Origin of the sequence: Nannocystis exedens, assembly GCF_002343915.1 — a bacterium.
Classification (GTDB): domain Bacteria; phylum Myxococcota_A; class Polyangia; order Nannocystales; family Nannocystaceae; genus Nannocystis; species Nannocystis exedens.
In genome coordinates, this window is sequence record NZ_NETK01000001.1 from 1520297 (window position 1) to 1538965 (window position 18669).

Annotated in this window: 6 protein-coding genes; 2 read left to right on the plus strand and 4 right to left on the minus strand. The window is 68.9% G+C overall.

The window, feature by feature from the left end:
- Positions 1–6 precede the first annotated feature (6 nt).
- Positions 7–2208 (plus strand): type I-G CRISPR-associated protein Csb2, encoded by a 2202-nt coding sequence (gene csb2 / locus NAEX_RS05940; protein ID WP_096326540.1) that lies wholly within the window; start codon positions 7–9, stop codon positions 2206–2208.
- A gap of 3010 nt (positions 2209–5218) precedes the next feature.
- Positions 5219–6970 carry a DUF6119 family protein gene (locus tag NAEX_RS05945; RefSeq protein ID WP_170135496.1) on the plus strand — a complete coding sequence of 584 codons (1752 nt, stop codon included), beginning with the start codon at positions 5219–5221 and terminating at the stop codon, positions 6968–6970.
- Between the two features lie 338 nt (positions 6971–7308).
- Here NAEX_RS05945 and NAEX_RS05950 read toward each other — a convergent pair whose 3' ends face one another.
- From NAEX_RS05950 to NAEX_RS05965, 4 genes are all read right to left on the minus strand, one after another.
- On the minus strand, positions 7309–8100 hold the full coding sequence (locus NAEX_RS05950) for a DUF695 domain-containing protein (RefSeq protein ID WP_096326542.1): 792 nt from the start codon (positions 8098–8100) through the stop codon (positions 7309–7311).
- Complete coding sequence (locus tag NAEX_RS05955) at positions 8097–14018, minus strand: toxin TcdB middle/N-terminal domain-containing protein (RefSeq protein ID WP_096326543.1); 5922 nt, start codon at positions 14016–14018, stop codon at positions 8097–8099. Before NAEX_RS05955 ends, NAEX_RS05950 begins: the two co-directional genes overlap by 4 nt.
- 89 nt (positions 14019–14107) lie before the next feature.
- Complete coding sequence (locus NAEX_RS05960; RefSeq protein WP_096326544.1) at positions 14108–14530, minus strand: hypothetical protein; 423 nt, start codon at positions 14528–14530, stop codon at positions 14108–14110.
- A 111-nt stretch (positions 14531–14641) separates the two neighbouring features.
- Positions 14642–18325 (minus strand): hypothetical protein, encoded by a 3684-nt coding sequence (locus NAEX_RS05965; RefSeq protein WP_096326545.1) that lies wholly within the window; start codon positions 18323–18325, stop codon positions 14642–14644.
- Between the last annotated feature and the right edge of the window lie 344 nt (positions 18326–18669).

Consider the following 18669-nt stretch of genomic DNA (forward strand, 5'->3'; position numbering starts at 1 on the left):
CGAACCGTGCCGCGGCACCTCGTCCTCACGATCCGACTGCACGACGACCGCTATCACGGGGTCGCCGAGTGGCCACCGTCGCCGGCCCGAGTGTTCCAGGCACTCGTCGCGGGGGTCATCCGCGCCAACAACCTCGCCGACGACGACAGGGCCTTGCTCAAGCAGATCGAGTCGTTGCCTCCGCCGATCATCGCCGCGCCTCCGGCCCGCCCGGGGCAACGCGTCGCGCTGTTCGTCCCCAACAACGACGCGGACACACTCGGCGACGATCTCGGACGGATCGCCGAGATCCGGGCCAAGAAGCTCGTCGCCCCGCGGCTGATCGAGGGCGAGGCGAAGTTCGTGTACGTCTGGCCGCTCGATGACGCCGAGGGCGTCAACTTCGAGGTCGTCGACCGCATCGCCGCAGCTCTCTACCAGCTCGGCCGCGGCATCGACATGGCGTGGGCGACGACCGAGTTCCTCGACGAAGAGGCTCTGGAAGAGCGCCTGCTCGCTCATCCGGGCTCCGTGCACCGGCCGGGCGCCGGCGCTGTACCCCTCGCGCTCGCATGCCCAGTGCCGGGCTCGCTGGCGAGCCTGGTGCGGCGGTTCGACGAGACGTCCCGCCGACTCCGCCCCAACCCCGCGGGCGGCGCCACAGCACAGTTGTTCGTTCAGCCATCGAAGCCGAGCTTCGTGCAAGTCCCGTACGACAGCGCGCCGCACCGGTGGGTCTTCGAGCTTCATCGTTCCCAGGACGCGGATGACCTCGTCTCCTGGCCGCTCCGACGCGCCGCCGAGCTCGTCACGCGCCTGCGAGACGGCGCTGCCGAGCGCCTCAAAAGCGGCCTCCCGGCGCAAGCAGACGTGGTCGAGCGGGTCTTGATCGGGAGGAAGGCCGACGGCGCTGACACGGCGCCAAGCGAATGGCGCATCCGGCTGGCTCCGCTCCCGTCGATCGGCCACGAGCACGCCGACCTTGCGATCCGCCGCGTCGTCGTCGAGGTGCCAGCCGGCGGACCGCTCGCACCGCTCGACATCCGTTGGGCCTTCTCGGGCCTTCAGGTCGACGCCTTCGTCCTGACGCCTGCGCTCGACGACAAGATGCTCGCGCGTTACACAGCAAGCGCTCGATGTTGGCGCACGATCACGGCCGCGGCGCTCCCGGAGCCCGCGAGGCGGCGACGGATCGAGCCGGCGAGACAGCGCGAGGAGGCCAAGGACGCCGCCGAACGGATGCGCGAGGAGGAGCGCGCGGCGCAGGCGGTGGCGGTCGCGCTCCGGCACGCCAAGGTCGGCGCGCGACCGTTGCGCTTGCGCGTGCAGCGAGAGCCCTTCGATGCCCGCGGTGACCGTGCCGAGGTCTTCGCCGACAATACGCGCTTCAGAAAAGAGCGGCTGTGGCACGTGGAGATCGAGTTCGAGCGGCCTGTGACCGGCCCGCTCTTACTCGGTGACGGGCGCTTCCTCGGGCTCGGCCTGCTCGCGCCTGGCCATGCTTCCCGGGACGAGTTTGTCCACGAGCCAGCGAAAGCGTCGACCGCAGGCTTGCGCGCGGCCCCGGCGGCGTTCGCCTTCGAGATCACCGCCGGGCTGTCAGAGGGCGCCGATCCGCTCGAGCTCGCCCGTGCGCTGCGGCGGGCCGTGATGGCCCGCGTGCAGATGACGCTCGACGATGCCCCACTCCCGCCGTTCTTCAGCGGCCATGCCATCGACGGGAAGCCTGCCCAGAACCCGGAGGACGCTCACCTGGCATTCTTCTTCGTCGGCCCGTCGCACCTGGTCATCATGGCGCCGCACTTGCTTGACCGGCGAGAGCCGACAGCGCAGGAGCTCCGGCACCTCACGCGGCTCGCGGGCGCAGTCGACGGCTTCGTCGAGCTCCGCGCCGGACGAGCCGGACGACTCGCGCTCGCCGCGCGGTCGAGGACCAGCGTCGACGCTGTGTACGCAACTTCGCTACGCTGGATCAGCCGCACTCCGTATCAGGTGCATCGCCATGCGCATGCCAAGAGCGCCAGCGAAGCGCTCACTGCCGATGTCCAAGCGGACTGTCTGCGACGCGGGCTGCCGCGTCCGGAGGTGACGGTAGAACGCGCCCGTGGCGTCGACAGACGGGGGCTCGAGGGTGACCTCCGGCTCGAGTTCCCGGTCGCGGTGCGCGGTCCCCTGGTGCTGGGCAGGTCGCGCCATGCCGGCGGTGGCCTCTTCGTGGTCGACGCTTGAGACTGCACGGCGGCCCCTTCGATGAGCCCGCTGTGCTGTGGAGCGCTCATTCCCGGAGCACGCGCCGACCTGACGCTCCACCAGGCCGAGGACGAGGTGTGGCCACGGGAGCCAAACGGGGAGCCAGACCTCCGGCTAATCCGGCGGCTTGGGGGCTGACAGCGACGATCCCTAAGCACTCCCATCGGAACTCCGGCACGCAGATATTGCGCCAACTCGCTCCATGGTACCTTGGATGCACGCGCCCCGGAGAGTCGGAAATGCCGGGCCTCGCGTGCGAACCTTCGAATTCATCGCCGTTCCCCTATCCGCGGAGGCTTCCTGACAACCCTCATGACGAACATGACGCCGAGATACGACGCCTCATCCGCCCCGCGTGCCTTCGCCCCTGAGGAGCCAGTTGTTCCGGCTGCTTCCCTCGGGGGTCCTCCGCCTCGATCACCGAGGCGGCCCCGTTGAAGCCGCCGGCACAACCGCCGGATCGAGCTCACCGTCATTGCTCCGCCTCGATCACCGAGGCGGCCCCGTTGAAGCGGAAGCAGCTCGGCTGGGACTGGCTCGAGGCGCTGGCCTCCGCCTCGATCACCGAGGCGGCCCCGTTGAAGCACGTCGCGGGTAACGCGCGCCGTATCGCTGTAGTCCCCTCCGCCTCGATCACCGAGGCGGCCCCGTTGAAGCCTAGGCGGGGCTCGGCTGTCTCCCGCGACCCTCGCCCTCCGCCTCGATCACCGAGGCGACCCCGTTGAAGCGGTGCGTCGCCGCCGTAGTCGCGGGTCGGCGCACCTCCCTCCGCCTCGATCACCGAGGCGGCCCCGTTGAAGCGAGACGTACATGCACGACGCCGACCAATTCAGCTTCCCTCCGCCTCGATCACCGAGGCGGCCCCGTTGAAGCACGTGCAGGCCTGCGAGGTGTAGCGGGGCGAACTCCCTCCGCCTCGATTACCGAGGCGGCCCCGTTGAAGCAGCGACGGCCGACGACGGCGGGGCGGCAGCGATCCCCTCCGCCTCGATCAACGAGGCGGCCCCGTTGAAGCACGCGCCGCCCGAGGATGAGGTCGCGGACGCGGGTGAACCCTCCGCCTCGATCACCGAGGCGGCCCCGTTGAAGCATGACGAAGCAGCCGTCGCCGGCGGGTGGCGGGTTTCCTCCGCCTCGATCACCGAGGCGGCCCCGTTGAAGCTGCAGCGGACGGACCGGTCCCGCGGCCCCCCTCCGCCTCGATCACCGAGGCGGCCCCGTTGAAGCGAGATGAAGCCGCGCACCAGGTGATCCGCGGTCACCCTACGCCTCGATCACCGAGGCAGCCCCGTTGAAGCGGGCCCTTCGCGGCCCAGCCTCCCTCCGCCTCGAGGCGGCCCCGTTGAAGCCAGCGACTCGCCGAGGTCTACGAGGTGCGGGAGGCCCTCCGCCTCATTCACCGAGGCGGCCCCGTTGAAGCAACGCCACGGCGCTCCCGGCGGCGGCGCAGAACCTCAGCCTCCGCCAGCCTCCGCCTCGATCACCGAGGCGGCCCCGTTGAAGCACCCCCGAGGCGACCCGAGTTCGCCGCGCCTACCATCACCCAGGCGGCCCCGTTGAAGCGCTACTTGGTCCACCGCTCCGCCAAGATCTTACCCCCTCCGCCTCGATCACCGAGGCGGCCCCGTTGAAGCCGGCTGGCCAACTCCTCAATGCGCTTCGCGTAGCGCCTCCGCCTCGATTACCGAGGCGGCCCCGTTGAAGCTAAAAGAGCAGCTTGCGGGCGATCTCCCCGCGGACCCTCCGCCTCGATTACCGAGGCGGCCCCGTTGAAGCGGGACCACGGCGATGCAGTTCCAGCTCCCGAGCTGCCCTCCGCCTCGTTCACCGAGGCGGCCCCGTTGAGAGCTTCGGTAGGCCATCACGCCTCCGCCTCGTTCACCGAGGCGGCCCGTTGAAGCGGTCCTCGCCCTCGATGGTCACCACACAGGCCCTCCGCCTCGTTCACCGAGGCGGCCCCCTTGAAGCGTCGTGGTCCGCGGCCTGTACAAGTCGAGCAAGGATGCCCTCCGCCTCGTTCACCGAGGCGGCCCGTTTGAAGCGACGCCTCCGCCTCGTTCACCGAGGCGGCCCCGTTGAAGCCGGGCGCGGTGGCAGGTCGTGCAGCGTGGGCTCGGCCCTCCGCTTCGTTCACCGAGGCGGCCCCGTTGAAGCGTCAAGCAGGTCGGCAAGCTCACCTACCACACGCGCCCTCCGCCTCGTTCGCCGAGGCGGCCCCGTTGAAGCAAAACATGCCGCCGAAGCTCTCCAAGCCCGACCCCCCTTCGCCTCGTCCACCGAGGCGGCCCCGTTGAAGCAAAACATGCCGCCGAAGCTCTCCAAGCCCGACCCCCCTTCGCCTCGTTCACCGAGGCGGCCCCGTTGAAGCCTCCAGCAGGTGGTGAAGCCTCGACAGGATGCCGATCCCTCTGCCTCGTTCACCGTGTCGGCCCCGTTGAAGCGAGTTCCAGGCCTGGGTCTGCTGGTGATCGGCGCGATGAAGACGCAGATCCACGCGGTGCTCGCGCGCGAGCGTCCGCCCGCGCTCGCGCGCGTGTCCCACCAGCGCGACGCAGCCGGCGCGCCGTGTCGCCGAGGTTGCCGCCATGGGCCGCCACGAGCCGCCATCCGGCATGGAAACGGGTGTCGGTGGAAACGCGGTGGAATCGCCGCCGCCGCTGCTCGAATGAGCGCGAGGCGCGGCATGGCCGGCGATCCTTGAGCCGCGATGGCTCGGCGGCCCGAGGGAGTGCGCCGCGCCGGCGACGTCACGCTGCACAGCGGTGTCAACTTCCGTGCCCGAACGACGCAGGGCCACCGCGACGACGAGGTCGGAGAAGTAGTCGTTGTGAGCGAATGATCTCAGATGAACAAACTAGATGCTTAAAGTCGAGCGCGGCGAAACTCAAGGGCCGCATGCGCGCGCGTCGGACCGCTGCTCGAAAGCGCTCACGAGCACAAGCGACTCCTGAGCCAAAAACTCTGATAGGCTCACATGCTGAGAGCGAACATGCGCGCTACAATCTATTTGCTCAAGAAACTTGAGAAGGATCAAACGACAGAAGCGTACCTCGCTAAGCCTCCGAAAAAGGCAGAACGAGTTCTACTCGGAGCGCACACCTCACCGGATAAAACGTACTGCGAAATCCATGCTTTGAAGCGACCTCCACAAGATGCAAAATGGAGCACATTTATCCCTGAGCCAATTCGTCTAAAGAACGCCGATCTCCTCAAGCAGGCACTACCGGCAGTGCTCATCGTTGCTCGCGTACACCTGAGCGATGGAATTAGATACTTTGCACTCAGCCTCGGGCTGGGACATCTTCTTGTCGACAGCGAACGAATCGAGAGAGGCTTCGGAAAAATTACGACGCTCAACAGTATTGAAAAGGTAAAACTCGCCAATGCACGAGAGATCGGTGTAAATGCAGTACAAAAACGATTAGCTTCCAACAGCGCAGTGGACCTGGACAGGATTGGCATCCAGTTCGACTCAGAAGTTCTACTGGGGGTCTCTGGGGCTTGCGCCGAAGAAGCCTTAGCTTCCCGAGTGGGTGGAGACGACGGACTACAGATAACCGCAAAAATCAGCCTGGACAACTTGGGCGAGAAATGCCGAAAACTCTACGAAAAGTATCAAAAAGATACCTTTAGAGTCCGGCATCCCCGGGCCGAGCGCATCAAGACGGTCAGGGACGAGCAAACCATCAAACGGCTGAATGCAGAATTGATTAATGCGATCAACGAACGTCGCATTGACACGAAAATCTCGGCTGCATGCCCAGATCAGATCGATTACGAGAAATTTGACGATTACTATATGTCCGGCATGGGAGACGGTGAGCATTCGATCGGCGAGTTGACTTTGGAAAATCTGTACGAGGCTCTTGGAGAGCGACAAGTAACCCTCTCAGATCTCCTCGAACGGATCCGGATTCAGGGTGTAGAAGACGGCGACGCAAGCAAGCGGGAGCCTCTTCTCGCGTACATGCGATTCGAGCATGAAGAAGACAAAACATCTTATGTCCTTACCGGACGCCAATGGTACGCGTTCTCCAAAAGCTATGTCGATGAGGTAAAAGAAAGACTAGAAGCCATTGTCATGCCGTACGACGGACCGCCGCTTAAGGACTGGCCCAAATCGTACCCGGTGAAGAGAAAAGAGTTGGCCAAGCCCGACGACAGGATTGGATGGTATGAGGATTTTTACAACCTGCTGTATGAAAACGAAGATAATTTCATGCATCTAGATCGAGAAAACTACACCATGGGCGAGGGCGGTGGCCATGGTCAAATCGAGGTCTGCGATTTCTTCTACCACCCCCGTAAGATGCATTTTTGCGTCAAAAAGGAAAACAAGGCACAAACCCTCAGCCATCTATTCGCTCAGGCTAGCGTCTCCGCGGACATGTTCCGCCGTGAAGCACGATACCGGCAAGAGTTTATCAGGAGGCTGAAGTATCGCTGGCCGGCGCAATCACAGTTCTTCGAAGATTCGGAATACCTTGAAGAGATGACGTTTGTCTATTGCATCGCTCTCGAGGATGTGTCTCGGACTCCCTTCGACTCTCTGCCTGTGTTCTCCAAAGTAAATCTGCTGCGGAACGCTGCCGACATTGACGTACGCAGGCATCGTGTACAGATTTGCCTGATCCCGCTGGTCGAGCGTGTTGTTACAGAACGAAAGTTCCGTACTCTAGCCCAGCCTGAAAACCAGGCACCAGGCCGCAAACTCACCAAGCGACCCAAAAATGCCAAATAACTCATCCTGAGCCATCCGGATCTAAGTGCCCAATTTCAACGACTCTTATACGCAGAAGAATGCCTACCGTTTCGATTCCAGCAAAACGAAACGGGCGCCGAGGAACTCCCCCGTTGAAGCGTCGACCAGAGCCAGAGGCCACGAGTCTCGCCGACCTCCGCCTCGGTCACCGAGGCGGCCCCGGCCCCTTGCCTCGATCACCGGGGCCTCGTTAAAGGCTGGAGATTCACAAGGAGGTGAAGGACGGCATGCAGCGAGTTCATGTACCGATTTCGACCGGTCGGGACTTTTTCAGCATCCTGGTAGGCGCTCAAGGAGCGGCCTGGCTCGGGCCGGTGTCACCGGGCGGTGCCCGCGATGACGGTTCCCCAGCCGTCGTAGGTCCCACCGTGCGGCAGGATGATTTTCAGAATCTCGGCGCAGAACTCGTCGGGCCATCCGTGAGCCAGAGAATCGACGCGGTGGAAATCGAGCGCCCAGCGCCGTACGTCATCCTCCAATGGCTTAGCCTCGTCGGTTCGGAAGCCGACGCTCCGGAGATCCTCCGCCGCGGCAACCGCGTCCTCGCGCGTCGGGAAATACGCCCGATGATCGACTTCCCTTGGCAGTTCGAGTTGGTCGCCCTTCGCTTCCAAGTTTTCGAGGAGCTGACGGTTAGCCATCGCTTGGAGCGATAGTGGGTCCGGGTACAAGAACCCGGTGAAGTAGTCCCACTGAGGATCGTCCTCCGTCAGCCACTCCCACTCGTAGGGTCCGAGATCGCCGATGATGGAGGCGAGCTCATCGGCGCGCACAGCCTGCGCAGCGGAGAGATAGAAGACGTAGGTAGTGCGGCCCTCACAGGTGAAGCGACCGGCGTAGATCCCATCAAGCATGGCTGAGACGCGCCCGGTGATCGCGTCCTCAACCTCACCCATCGCTTTGAGTTCCGAGGCGTCTTGAAGTCCATCCTCGCGCGGGTGGAGCAGCCTCACCCGCACCTGAAGTCGAAGCGGGTGGCTCCGGACGGGCACATGCGGGGCCAACCCCATGTCGAGCACGAAGGACGCGGGGGCTCCATCGACGGCCGCCAGGTAGACATCGAATTGCGCCTGCCAGGTAGGGCGGCCCGTGTCTGTCTTCCGTTTCATTCTCCGAACTCCTGTTTGGCAGCCGCCCTGTAGGTCGCTCCCTTGCGGTTGCGCGGCGAGATTCCGTTGATCTTGTTGCCAGAGGTGCCGCCCGACTTCTGGGCCCCGCCGTGCTTCTCGATGAGAAACTGCTCGCGGCCGCGGATCGCAGCGGGATTGCCCGACGACCTGTCCAACTGAGCAGAGCCGTAGCCTTGGGCGTTCATGTGGTGGCTCGAGTCGCGCTGGATGACGTTGTCCTGCGGATTCCCGGTACCGCTTGTCCGCCCAGAGTATACCTGCCCGGTCGTCGGGTTCGTCTTCGTGTAAGTCTGATACGTGGCCTGCCCGCCCGCGGGGGTGCTGGGGGCGTACTTCTTGGCGGCGTCAGTGACGTCCCTGCGTTCTGCGCGCTTGGCGGCGTTCGCGGCCTTGTCGGTCCCGCGGACCCAGCGGTAGGTGCTCTTGATGTCGCCGGCGCTGATGGGCAGCGCCTCGCTGGCGAGCGACAGTGCCGAGAGGACGCGGGCACCGATGCCGGCCTCGGCGCTGGCGACGGTCACGACGTCGTCGGCGATGCCGGAGAACTCGTCGACCTTGTCCCAGCCCTTGTAGACGGCCTTGCCGAGCGCCTTGCCGGTCTTGACGATCCAGGAGATCCAGCCGTGGCCGGTCGGGTCGGTGTTGGCGATCGGGTTGTTGGCGGCGTAGCGGTAGAGGTTGCGCTCGCCGGGCTCGTCGAGTCGCTCGGCGGGGTTCAGCAGGTGCAGCGGATCGGGGCTGGCCCAGCGGCCGAGCGCGGGGAGGTAGTGGCGCGCGCCAATGGCGATGGCGCTGCTGGGCGCGTCGTCCTCCTTGCCGGTGAAGCGGTAGACCGGGCCGGCGGCGTCGCCGGAGCGCCAGGCGAGGCGGGCGGCGCCGTAGGGCTCGGCGGCATCGCGGGCGAGCGGGCGACCCTGGTGGTCGAGGACGAGGGCGGCGGAGCCGAGGCGGTCGGCGGCGTGATAGCGAGTGTGCTCGTCCGGGATGAGCGGGCGCGCAGTGCTTCCGTGGTGGCGGCAGCTCAGGGCGGTGAGGCCGGCGAGCACGAGGGCCGCGGCGGGCGCCCAGCCACGAGGCCGCGCGGGGGGGCCGAGCTGGCGGGTCAGGAGCGCGAGGGCGGCGAGCATGAGGGCCGCGAGGGCGACCAGGCTGAGCGGGGGGCCGCGGCTCGGGTGGACGGCAGCGACGGCCTGGGCGGGAAGCTCGGCGAAGCCGGCCGGGGGCATCGGAACGGCGCTCTCGGCGATGCGCTCGCCGGCGAAGAAAATCCAGCGGACGAGCTGGCCGTCGCGGACCTCGACGTCGCGGCTGAGGTACAGGGTCTCGTGCTCGAGCCCGCCGCGGGCGTTGTACTCACGTCGGATCGCCCGCTCGCCGGTGTAGTCGTAGACGTGCTCGACGCGGCGGCCGTCGTCGGCGGCGAACGCCTGCACACGGCCGTGCGGGTCGAAGCGCCACGCACCGGGTGTGAGCGGGCCCTCGCCCGTGACCTCGGCGAGCTGGCCGGCGGCATCATAAGTGAGACGCTGGGCGTTCAGGCTGACGGCGGCGTGCGGGCGCGCGGGGTCGTAGGCGAGCGTGCGTCCAGCTTGCTCGAGCAGGTTGCCGTCGTCGCTGTAGCGCCAGCTCGAGGTCTTGCCGTGGGCGGTACTGGCGACGAGGCGGCGCAGGTCGTCGTAGACGTAGGACTGCGACAGCGAGAAGCCCTCGGCGGCGAGATGGTCGCGAGTCTCGGCGAGCTGGCCGGCGACGTCGTAGCGGTGCGCGAGGTCGAGGAGAGTGGTCGATTTGTGGGCGACACGCTGGCTGAGGACGCGGCCGGCGTGGTCGAGCTCGCGGGTGAGCTCGACACCTGGCGCGAGGGACATGTGGTTCCAGCGGGCGAGCGCGTCGTACTCGGCTTCGGCAAAGGGGTTCGGCACCTCGAGGCCGCGTGCGGTGTAGGCGTGATCGAGGGTGCTGCCGTCCGCGTAGATGTCGCGGAGCGGCCGGCCCTGTGCGTCGTATACGTGGGCGTTGGAGAGGGTTACGGCGCCGCGCGGGGTGTCGAATCTGCGGGTCGTGCGGACGACGCGGCCGCGGGCGTCGTGGGTGAAGTCGACGCGGCCGGCGTCGTCCTCGGCGGCGACGAGCTGACCGCGCGCGAACGGGCCGCCGTCGTCGTAGAAGCGGCGGATCGCGCTGACCTGCGCGCCGCGGGCATTGAAGGCGCGTTCGTCGGTGAGACGGCCGATCGGGTCGAACGCCCAGGTCACGCGGGCGCCGGTGGCGTCGATGCGCTCGATCAGGCGACCGGTGGCGTCGAAGAATTGGCGGACGTGGCCGGAGTCGGGCGAGTGGATGTCGGTGAGGCGGCCGCCGCCGTCGTGGGTGTAGATGGTGCGATGACCCTCGGGATCGACGTGCGCGGTGACGCGGCTGGCCGCGTCGTGTTCGTAGCGGTGAGTGATGCTACGGCCTTCCACAACGGTCGTGATGGCGACGATGCGGCCGAGGCCGTCGTGCTCGGTGCGCTCGGGCGTGCATGTGTATGGCGGCTCGGGGTGCAGGTCTTCGTGGTCGCGGCGTTCGAGCGCGAGCGGGAGATACGCCGTCGCGGTCTCGTAGCCGTCGGCGTCACGCGTGAAGACAGCGCGACCGAGAGCGTCGTGGCGGGTGACGCTCGGCGGCGGAGCGCTGGAGAGCTCGACGATCGCGCCGGGCGTCAGCGCTGATGCGGGTAGCGGGGCGCCGGCGCGCAGCTCGACGACCTCGCCGCGCGCGCCACAGCGGCGCGCCGCGCTGAGGATCGCACCGGTGCCGGGGTCGTCCTGGGTGACGTCGAGGACGGCGCGGCCCAGGCCGTCCAGGTGCGTCACGACGCGCTCGACGTCGGGCTCGCCGCTGATGCGCCGGCGTTCGGTGACGATCGACGGGCGCGCGATTGTGCCGTCGAGGTGGTACTCGTAGCGCGTCGTCGGCAGCTCGGCGGTGTCGCCGGGCTCGATCTCGGCGACCAGGCGGCCGAGGCCGTCGTACTCCGCGCGCGTCGTCGCGCCGCTCGGTGCGGTGACGCTCCGCGGCAGGCCGAAGCGCGCGTCCCACGTCGCGGTCGTGACGAGGTCGCCCGCACCGCGGAGCACAAAGCGCTCCTCGATCGGGAACAGGCCAGCGTCGTCGTACTGGCGGCGCAGGGTGCCGCCCTCGGCGTCGCGGAGCTGGGTGACGTTTCCGTGGGCGTCGACTCGCTGCCGTAGGGTCTGGGCCCAGGCGTCGCCGGCGAGCCAGGTCTCGGTGCGAGCGATGACACCACGCGCGTCGGCCTGTCCTAAAGGCAAGCCTTGCTCGGGCTCGCCGTCGTAGTAGGTGCGCGTCGTGGTGATCTGGGTGCCGTCCGCGGCGGCGACGAGCTCCTCGGCGACGCGGTCGCGCGGGCCGTCGTCTGCGGCGGGCTCGGCGTAGATGTAGGTCGTGATCCGCTCGTCGCCCGGCAGGTCGACGCCGGTCTTGAGGTCGACGCGACCGAGGGCACGCTCCTCGAGGACGTTGCCCCACTCGTCGTGGTCCCATTCCGAGCGCACGCGGGCGGCGGCGGACTCGGGGCCGGCCTCGAGGTGCGTCGTGTCGGTGGCGACGCGGTGGACGGCGCGGACGCCCGGCGCGGGCGTGTCGACCTCGAGGGTGTGTTCTTCGCGGACGAGGACACCGCGCGGGCTCGCGGTCTCGCTGGTGAGGGGCTGGAGCTTGCGCGCCTCGTCGGTCTGGCCGAGGTCGTAGCGCGTGGTGGTGATCGCGGGCTCGGTGAAGTCGTCGCCGGCGCTCGCCTCGCGCAGCTCGGCGAAGCCGCGGAACTCGCCGCGGGCGGGGTCGTACCAGCCGTCGCGGACGTGATGCTCGGTGGTGTGCGACCAGGGCGTGTGCGCGTCGGTCTCGTGCGAACGGGTGAGCACCGGCAAGGCGGTCGGCGGGGTCGTCGTCCACGGCGCGCCGGCGTCGGAGTCCGCGGCGGCGAGCGCCGCGGCCGAGGTGTAGGTGAATTCGCGGGCGTAGCCGAGGTCGGTGCGCACGCGAGCGAGCAGTCCCGGGCGCTCGGCCAAGGACCACACGCGCCAGGGCTGCGAGCCATCCGTATCGACGCGCAGCACGTCGACGGTGCCGCTCGCGTCGACGTCGCTGAGGATCACGACCTCGTCGGCCTCGAGCGCCGGCCAGGCGACGCTGGCCGCGAGGGCGACCGAGCCGTCGTGCTGATTGGTATAGAGGTCGAGCGAGCTGCCGCCGAGCCGCACGAGGTCGGCGGCGCCGTCGCCGTTGAGATCGGCGAACTCCCAGCGCTCGCTGACTTGCATCGCCGGCACGCCCGCGAGATCCACCGGCTCGGCGAACAGGCCCAGCCCCTCGCCTGCGGCGACGAGGACGCGGCCCTCGCTCGGCAGGATGCGGACGAGATCGGGCAGGCGATCGCCGTCGAGGTCGGCGAGCTGTACGCCAGGATCGCCGAGACGCATCCCGGCCGGCGGTGGCGGGACGGGATCCGCAGGCTGGTAGCCGGGGGCGGCGTGGTGGCGGAGCCAGATCCATCCGTCAGCGTCGTCGTGGCGCAGAACGTCGACGCGGCTGTCGAGGTTGAGATCGACGAGCGCGACATTCGTGGCAGTCAGGTCGAAGCCGAGATCGACGGTGATCGGCGACGCCTCTGCGAATGGCATGACGCCACCGGTGAATGCCCACAGTTCGCCCTCGGCGGGTTGCGCGAGCAGATCTTCGATGCCGTCGCCAGTGAGATCGGCGAAGCGCGCGGTCTTGGTGAGGGCTACTGCCGGCGCCGGGAACTCGGACCACACCTCGGCGAGCGCGTCGCCGCGGCCCTTGCGGTAGCGCCAGCTGTCTCCGGTCGCGTCGAGAAGGTCGGGCAGCGCGTCGCCGTCGAGGTCGACCCAGGCGCGGCCGTCTGCGGTCGGGTCGAGCGCGGGGGCGTGCGCGAGCTCGAGGACGCGGGGCTCGTCGTCGGCGCGGGTGTAGTCGAGGTGCCAGGGCGGGAGCGCTATGCCGTCGGCGGCGATGGTGTCGATCCGCGTGAGCACGCTCGCCGGGGTCATCACGCTGCGGGCGTAGGTCAGCGTCGTCGCGCGCACGAGGGCGCCGTCGACCTCGGTGGTGAGCGAGCGCAGGCGGTGGCGCAGCGCGACGGGGAAGCCGGGGGCGCGCGTGCGCACGACGTCGGGGCGCTCCTCGTAGTCGAGGCGCACGGCAGCGCGGCCGTCGTTGTAGACGATCGCGGAGAGCAGCGGCGCGGTCGAGCCGGATGCGCGGGTGTACTCGAAGTCGATGCGGTTGCCGTGGACGTCGGTGATCGCGGAGAGCTCGAGGCGGTAGTCGCCGGCGTCGCCAGAGAGGCGTGCGTCGTCGGTGAGGCCGAACAGGTAGCCGGTGCCGTCGGTCGTGACGGCCGACATGGCGCCGCCGGGCAAGGCGCGAACGATCAAGGGCGGGCCCTGCTCGATCCGCTCGCGGAAGACGCCCGGCGCGACCTTCGTCAGCTCTTCGCCGCCGCCGAGGCCGCGAAGGACCCACGCGTCGGTGTCGTCGTAGCGCGGGATGCCGAACCGGAGGGAGCGCTCGAGCGCAGGCAGGCCCAGCGACCAGCCGAGGCCGAGCACACCGGCGCCCTCCCCTGCGCTGTAGGTCAGCGCGAGCTGGGGCTCCAGCCCCGCGCGGCCGGGCGGGACGTCGATCGGGTAGCTGAGCGACGGCAGGCCGCTCGCGGGGCTCACGTCGTAGCCCTGGCCGAAGCCCTCGATCGAGGCCGGGCCCTTGGGGAGATTGATGGCAGTCGCAAGCGTGGCGCTGGTGTCGGCGCGGGCGGTGCCGGCGGCGAAGACGAGCGCGAGGGAGATCGCAGATGTTCGCAGGGACATGTCGAGCCTTTCGCGAGGCGAAGAGACGAAGGCAGGAACAGCGCGCCGTCCGGGCGCGTGACGCTTACGAGAAGCGCGTCCTGGGCGTGCTACAGGTCGCCGAGGAGAGCGCCGAAGGTCGGTGCGCGCAGCCAGTCGGTTACGTCTTCGGCGAGCTCGCCGGTGACGTGCTCGAGCAGGTCACACGTGCTGCGGTAGTAGCCGCCGAGATACGCGTTCCCCATCGACCTCTGCGCGGTGAAGCTGGCGACGACTTCGCCGTCTTCGAGCAGTCGGCCGAGCAGCGTCACGGACTTGGCACCCGAGAGCCCGCCGCCGCTCTCGCCCGCGACGCGAGCGAAGCGCATCACCAGGACGCGGCCGCGCAGGCCCTCGTAGCCGCTGACGAGGCCGATCCGGAAGTAACGCTCGGCTTCATCCTCGAGCTCTTCGATCAGCTTCTCGGCGAGCTCGCACTCGCGGATCTCACCCATGACCCCGCTGTCCTCGGCGAAGCTGACCGACGTGACCATCGCGAGAGGGGGGCGCTGGCTTGGTGGAACTCGGCCGGCGCAAGCGCTCACGCATGCGAGCGCGAGGACCGACAGGCGAGCTCGGCTGGTACGGTGCGCGTCCATGGTCGGTCACTCTCCGCAGCTCGGGGTGAACGCGCCCTGTCCCGCCGGGGCGATCGAGCCGGCGCGGTGGTGGAGGCGCAGCACGACATCGGAGACGTGGCGAAGATCGATGTCGAGGTTCGCGGGCGACTTGTCGGGCGGCGGGATCGTCAGCGTCCACTGCTCGCCGTGAACGGGCCACGCGGCGTAGCCGGAATTGGGGTCGGCGGTGCCGAAGTCGCCGACGCCGGCCTGGATCACGATCTGCTCGCGCTCGAAGCTGTAAGGCACGTAGGCGGACCAGTCGGGCAGGTCGGCGCCGTCGCAGCGGCGGACGCCGGCGAGGCCCTGGCGGGTCAGCCAGACCTCGGCCTCGCGGTCGCCCAGGTGATCGCCGACGAGCTTGACCTCCATCTTCTCGACGCGGTCGTCGCACAGCGCCGACGAGAACAGCGCGTGCTCGAAGGCCGAGAGCGCGAACGGCAGCGCGACCGCGCCGTCCGGCTGGCGGTGCAGCGGGTCGCGCAGGAGCGCGGCGAACTGCTCGCCGGGGGTGACGACGGAGCCGTCGACGTCGGGGACGTCGGTGGTGATGCCGAACACGTCCGAGCGCAGGCTGACCTCGGTGACGTAGGGCTGGCCGAAGCCGTGCTCGAGGCGGTAGTCCTCGAAGATGCTGTCGAGGCACGCGAGCAGCTCGGTGAAGTCGGCGGGCGAACGGGCGGCGGCGAGCTTGTCGCGCAGGGTCGGCAGCGGCTGGTTCAGCTCGTATTCGAGGGCCCGCAGCGCGAGGTAGACGCGACGCGTGGTCTGCTCGCGGACGGGCAGGACACGACGGGCGGCCTCGAGGCGCGCCTGGAGGAAGTGCGGGCGCGTCAGGCCGTTGTCGGGGCTGTCCTCGACCATCAGGCCGACCGCGGCGGCCTTCTCCTGCGCGAGCGCGGCGGCCTCCTGGTAGGCGCTCCACAGCGAGGTCATCGCGGCCTCGCGCGCGAGCTCGGCCTCCTCGACCTCGATCTGAAGCAGCAGCGCCTCGGCGCGCAGGTTTTTGATCAAGGCGACCGAGGCGGCGCGACGGACCTCGAGGTCGCTCTTGCGGACCGCGGCGTCGATCTCGGCGTTGAGCGTGCGCAGCTCCATGTCCTCATTGCGGCCGAGCTCCTCGAGTGCGGTGTCGAGACCGGCCTTGCCGAGGATGCTGTCGCACTGGTTGTTGGTCGCCTCGGTGAGCGCGGTCCGCTGCGCCTCGCACTCCTTCTCGCTGAAGATTATCCCGGCGACGTCGGGCGTCGTGAAGCCGAAGATCGACGGACCCGAGACGAACTCCTTTTGCAAGCGGGCGTTGCAGCCGGCGACCAGCGCGTCCATCTCGGCCTGGGCGTTCTCGCGGACGCGGGAGCACTCCGCCATCGCCTCGGCCTGCGCGAGCGCGGAGCGCTCCTTGCCGTAGTTGTAGACGACCGTGAAGATCCGGCCCTGGAGCTTGGCGATCGCGTGCTCGAGGCCCTCGAGGGCGGCGAGCTCCTTGGCGAAGCGTTTTTCTTCGACGGCGACGGCGTGGAGGTTGTTGTCGACCGCCTGGGTGGCGTGCTTGATCCGCAGACCGGCGGCGGCGACCGCGGCGGTGTGCTCGGCGATCTGGCCGCCGTACTGGCCGCAGGCGTCGAGCGCGGGCGTGGTCTCGCCGGTGCGGCTGCCGCACAGGGCGCGCAGCTTGCCGTCGTACTCGGCGGCGATCTGGAAGGCGGTCGCCTCAATCGCGTGGGTCTTCTGCTCGTAGTCGCGGATCGCCTGCTCTGCTGTCTCGGCGACCTGCTCGAGCCGTGCGACGTCGTCGGCCGCGAGCGCGTGGACCGCCTCGAAGTTGCTGCGGTGCTGAGCGATGTCCTGCGGGCCGAGGGCGAGCGGCACGTAGGCGGCGGGGTAGCCGAACATCGTCCCTTCCGGCCCGAGCTCGGCGTGGGAAGCCGCGAGCGACTCGAGGGCGGGCCCGAGGGCGCGGAGCTGGACCGCGGCGTCGGGGTTGTCGCCCACGCGCGCGTGCAGCTCGGGGCCGGCGGCGTGCGTGGCGATGGCGGCGAGGCGCACCGCGGCGCGGACGTCGGCGAGGTTCTTGCCGGCGCGCGGGGCCAGGCGCGCCCACTGGCCCGTGGTTCGGGCGAAGGCGGGGGCGAGGTCGAGCGGCGCCATACGGGCTGGCCCGGCGTCGCTGCCCTGTGCCTCGGCGTCCGCGAGGAGCTGCACGTGGCCCGGCGCGAGCATCGGCGCGAGCGCGGCGGCGAGACGCTCACGGTCGGCGCCGAGGATGTCGACCTCGCGCGCAAGCACGCCCGAGACCGGCTCACCGAGCTCGTCCTTGTAGGCGAACGCGGCGTCGATCTGCGCCTCGCTGGCGAGCAGCGCGGTAGCGTGCGCCTGGTCGGCGGCGTGCAGGGCCGTGTAGACGGAGAACGCCTCGCCCCACGCGCCGCCGAGTTCCACGCTGCCGCGCCGGAGCAGCGCGAGACCGCAGCGCAGCGAGTCGGAGTCGAGGCACGTCTGGCCAGCCTCGTAGGGCGGGACGGCGGCGGTGCATTCGTCCCACGTCCACGTGCTCGGAGGCACGACCTTGCCGCTGGCGTGTAGGCCCGCAAGGACCGCCGGGAGGCCGTAGGCGCTGGAATGCAGTGCGTCGCCGCATTCGAGCTTGTCCTCCGCGGTGCAGTTCCCGTCCGCGCACGCGTCGCAGGCTGGGCTTGGCTCGATCAGGGTGTCCGGCGTGCCGTAGTTCGTGCCGAGACCCTCGCACGCCTCCGTGTCCAGGCTGGGAGGCGCGAGCCAGGTCGGCGCGGCGGCGTCGCCCGGGATGTCCTCGGCGACGTGGACGGGGTCCGTCAGCGGGCCGTGACGGCGCAGCGCGAAGGCGCCAGCGACCTGCACGGGCTCATCACGGAGGCCTGTGATCGACTCGGTGATCGTGCCCTGAAGACCCCCGCCCGTGCGCGTGCCAGTGAGGATGAGCGTGCGCCCGAGCTCACGGGCGAGCGGGCTGGAGCGCCAGTCTTCGGCGGGCAGTCGGTCGCGCAGCTCGATCGTGATATCGCCGGCGGGCGTCCAGGTGCCGGTGAGCACGACTGGCTGCGGCCACAAGAAGCTCGCGTCGGTGTCGACGCGGCCGGCGATCGTGCCGTCGTCGCGAAAGTCGAGATCGAGGACGAGATCGCTGCTGGCGAGGCTGACGCCGCCGACGTCGAAGTTGACGGCGCCGCGGAAGTTCCCCGACGCGGGCACAGCCTCGATCTCGATCGTCCACGTGATCGCGCCGCCGCTGGCGAGGATCTGGACCGGCAGTACGCGGTCGTCGGGCGTGAGCGCGGCGAGCTCGACCGGCACGGCGAGCTCGACCTCCGCACCGGGCGCGAGCTCGGCAGGCGCCTCGCCGACGGCGAGCGCGGGGTTTTGGGCCGTGAGACGATACGTGAGGACGCCGGGGCCGTCATTGCGGAGGATCGTGCGAGCCTCGGTCTCGGGGAAGGCGAGGACGGTGACGCGGTCCGTCAGCACGGGCACCGCGACGAGCGACGCCAACATGCCGCCCCCGTTTTCCAGGCAGCGGCCGTGTGGATCGCACGTCGCACCGGAGCCGCAGTCGTCGTCGTCGGTGCAACCATCGACGCAGATCCGCAGCTCGCAGAAGGCACCTGCGCCGCAGTCGGCGTCGATGCGGCACACGCCCGGTGCGGGTGGGCCCGGCGGCGTGTCCGGCCCGAGCAGGTCCGTGCTGGCGCCCGGGGGTGCGAGCGGCGGATCGTGGGCGGACTCGCCGGTACAGGCGAAGGATAGGAGCAGGGCCGATGCGACCCCTCGGAGGATTTCACGTCTCACAGCACACCTCACCCGTGGCGCTCCTGCGAGCGCCTGGTCAGCATGGCGTCATATGGACGCCTTCATTCCGAAGTGAAGCGCCGTCGAGCTCGCATGCAAGGCCGCCTTCGACGATTTGAATCAACGTTCATCGCACATATGCCGCCTTGGTGATGTGCCATACCAAACCGTCTACGAGCCTGGCCTCAGGG

Bases quoted from the DNA above. Each gene is read 5' to 3' on its own strand.
- NAEX_RS05950 (WP_096326542.1), bottom strand. From the start codon at position 8,100: ATGAAACGGAAGACAGACACGGGCCGCCCTACCTGGCAGGCGCAATTC.
- NAEX_RS05960 (WP_096326544.1), bottom strand. From the start codon at position 14,530: ATGGTCACGTCGGTCAGCTTCGCCGAGGACAGCGGGGTCATGGGTGAG.
- NAEX_RS05945 (WP_170135496.1), top strand. From the start codon at position 5,219: ATGCGCGCTACAATCTATTTGCTCAAGAAACTTGAGAAGGATCAAACG.
- NAEX_RS05955 (WP_096326543.1), bottom strand. From the start codon at position 14,018: ATGTCCCTGCGAACATCTGCGATCTCCCTCGCGCTCGTCTTCGCCGCC.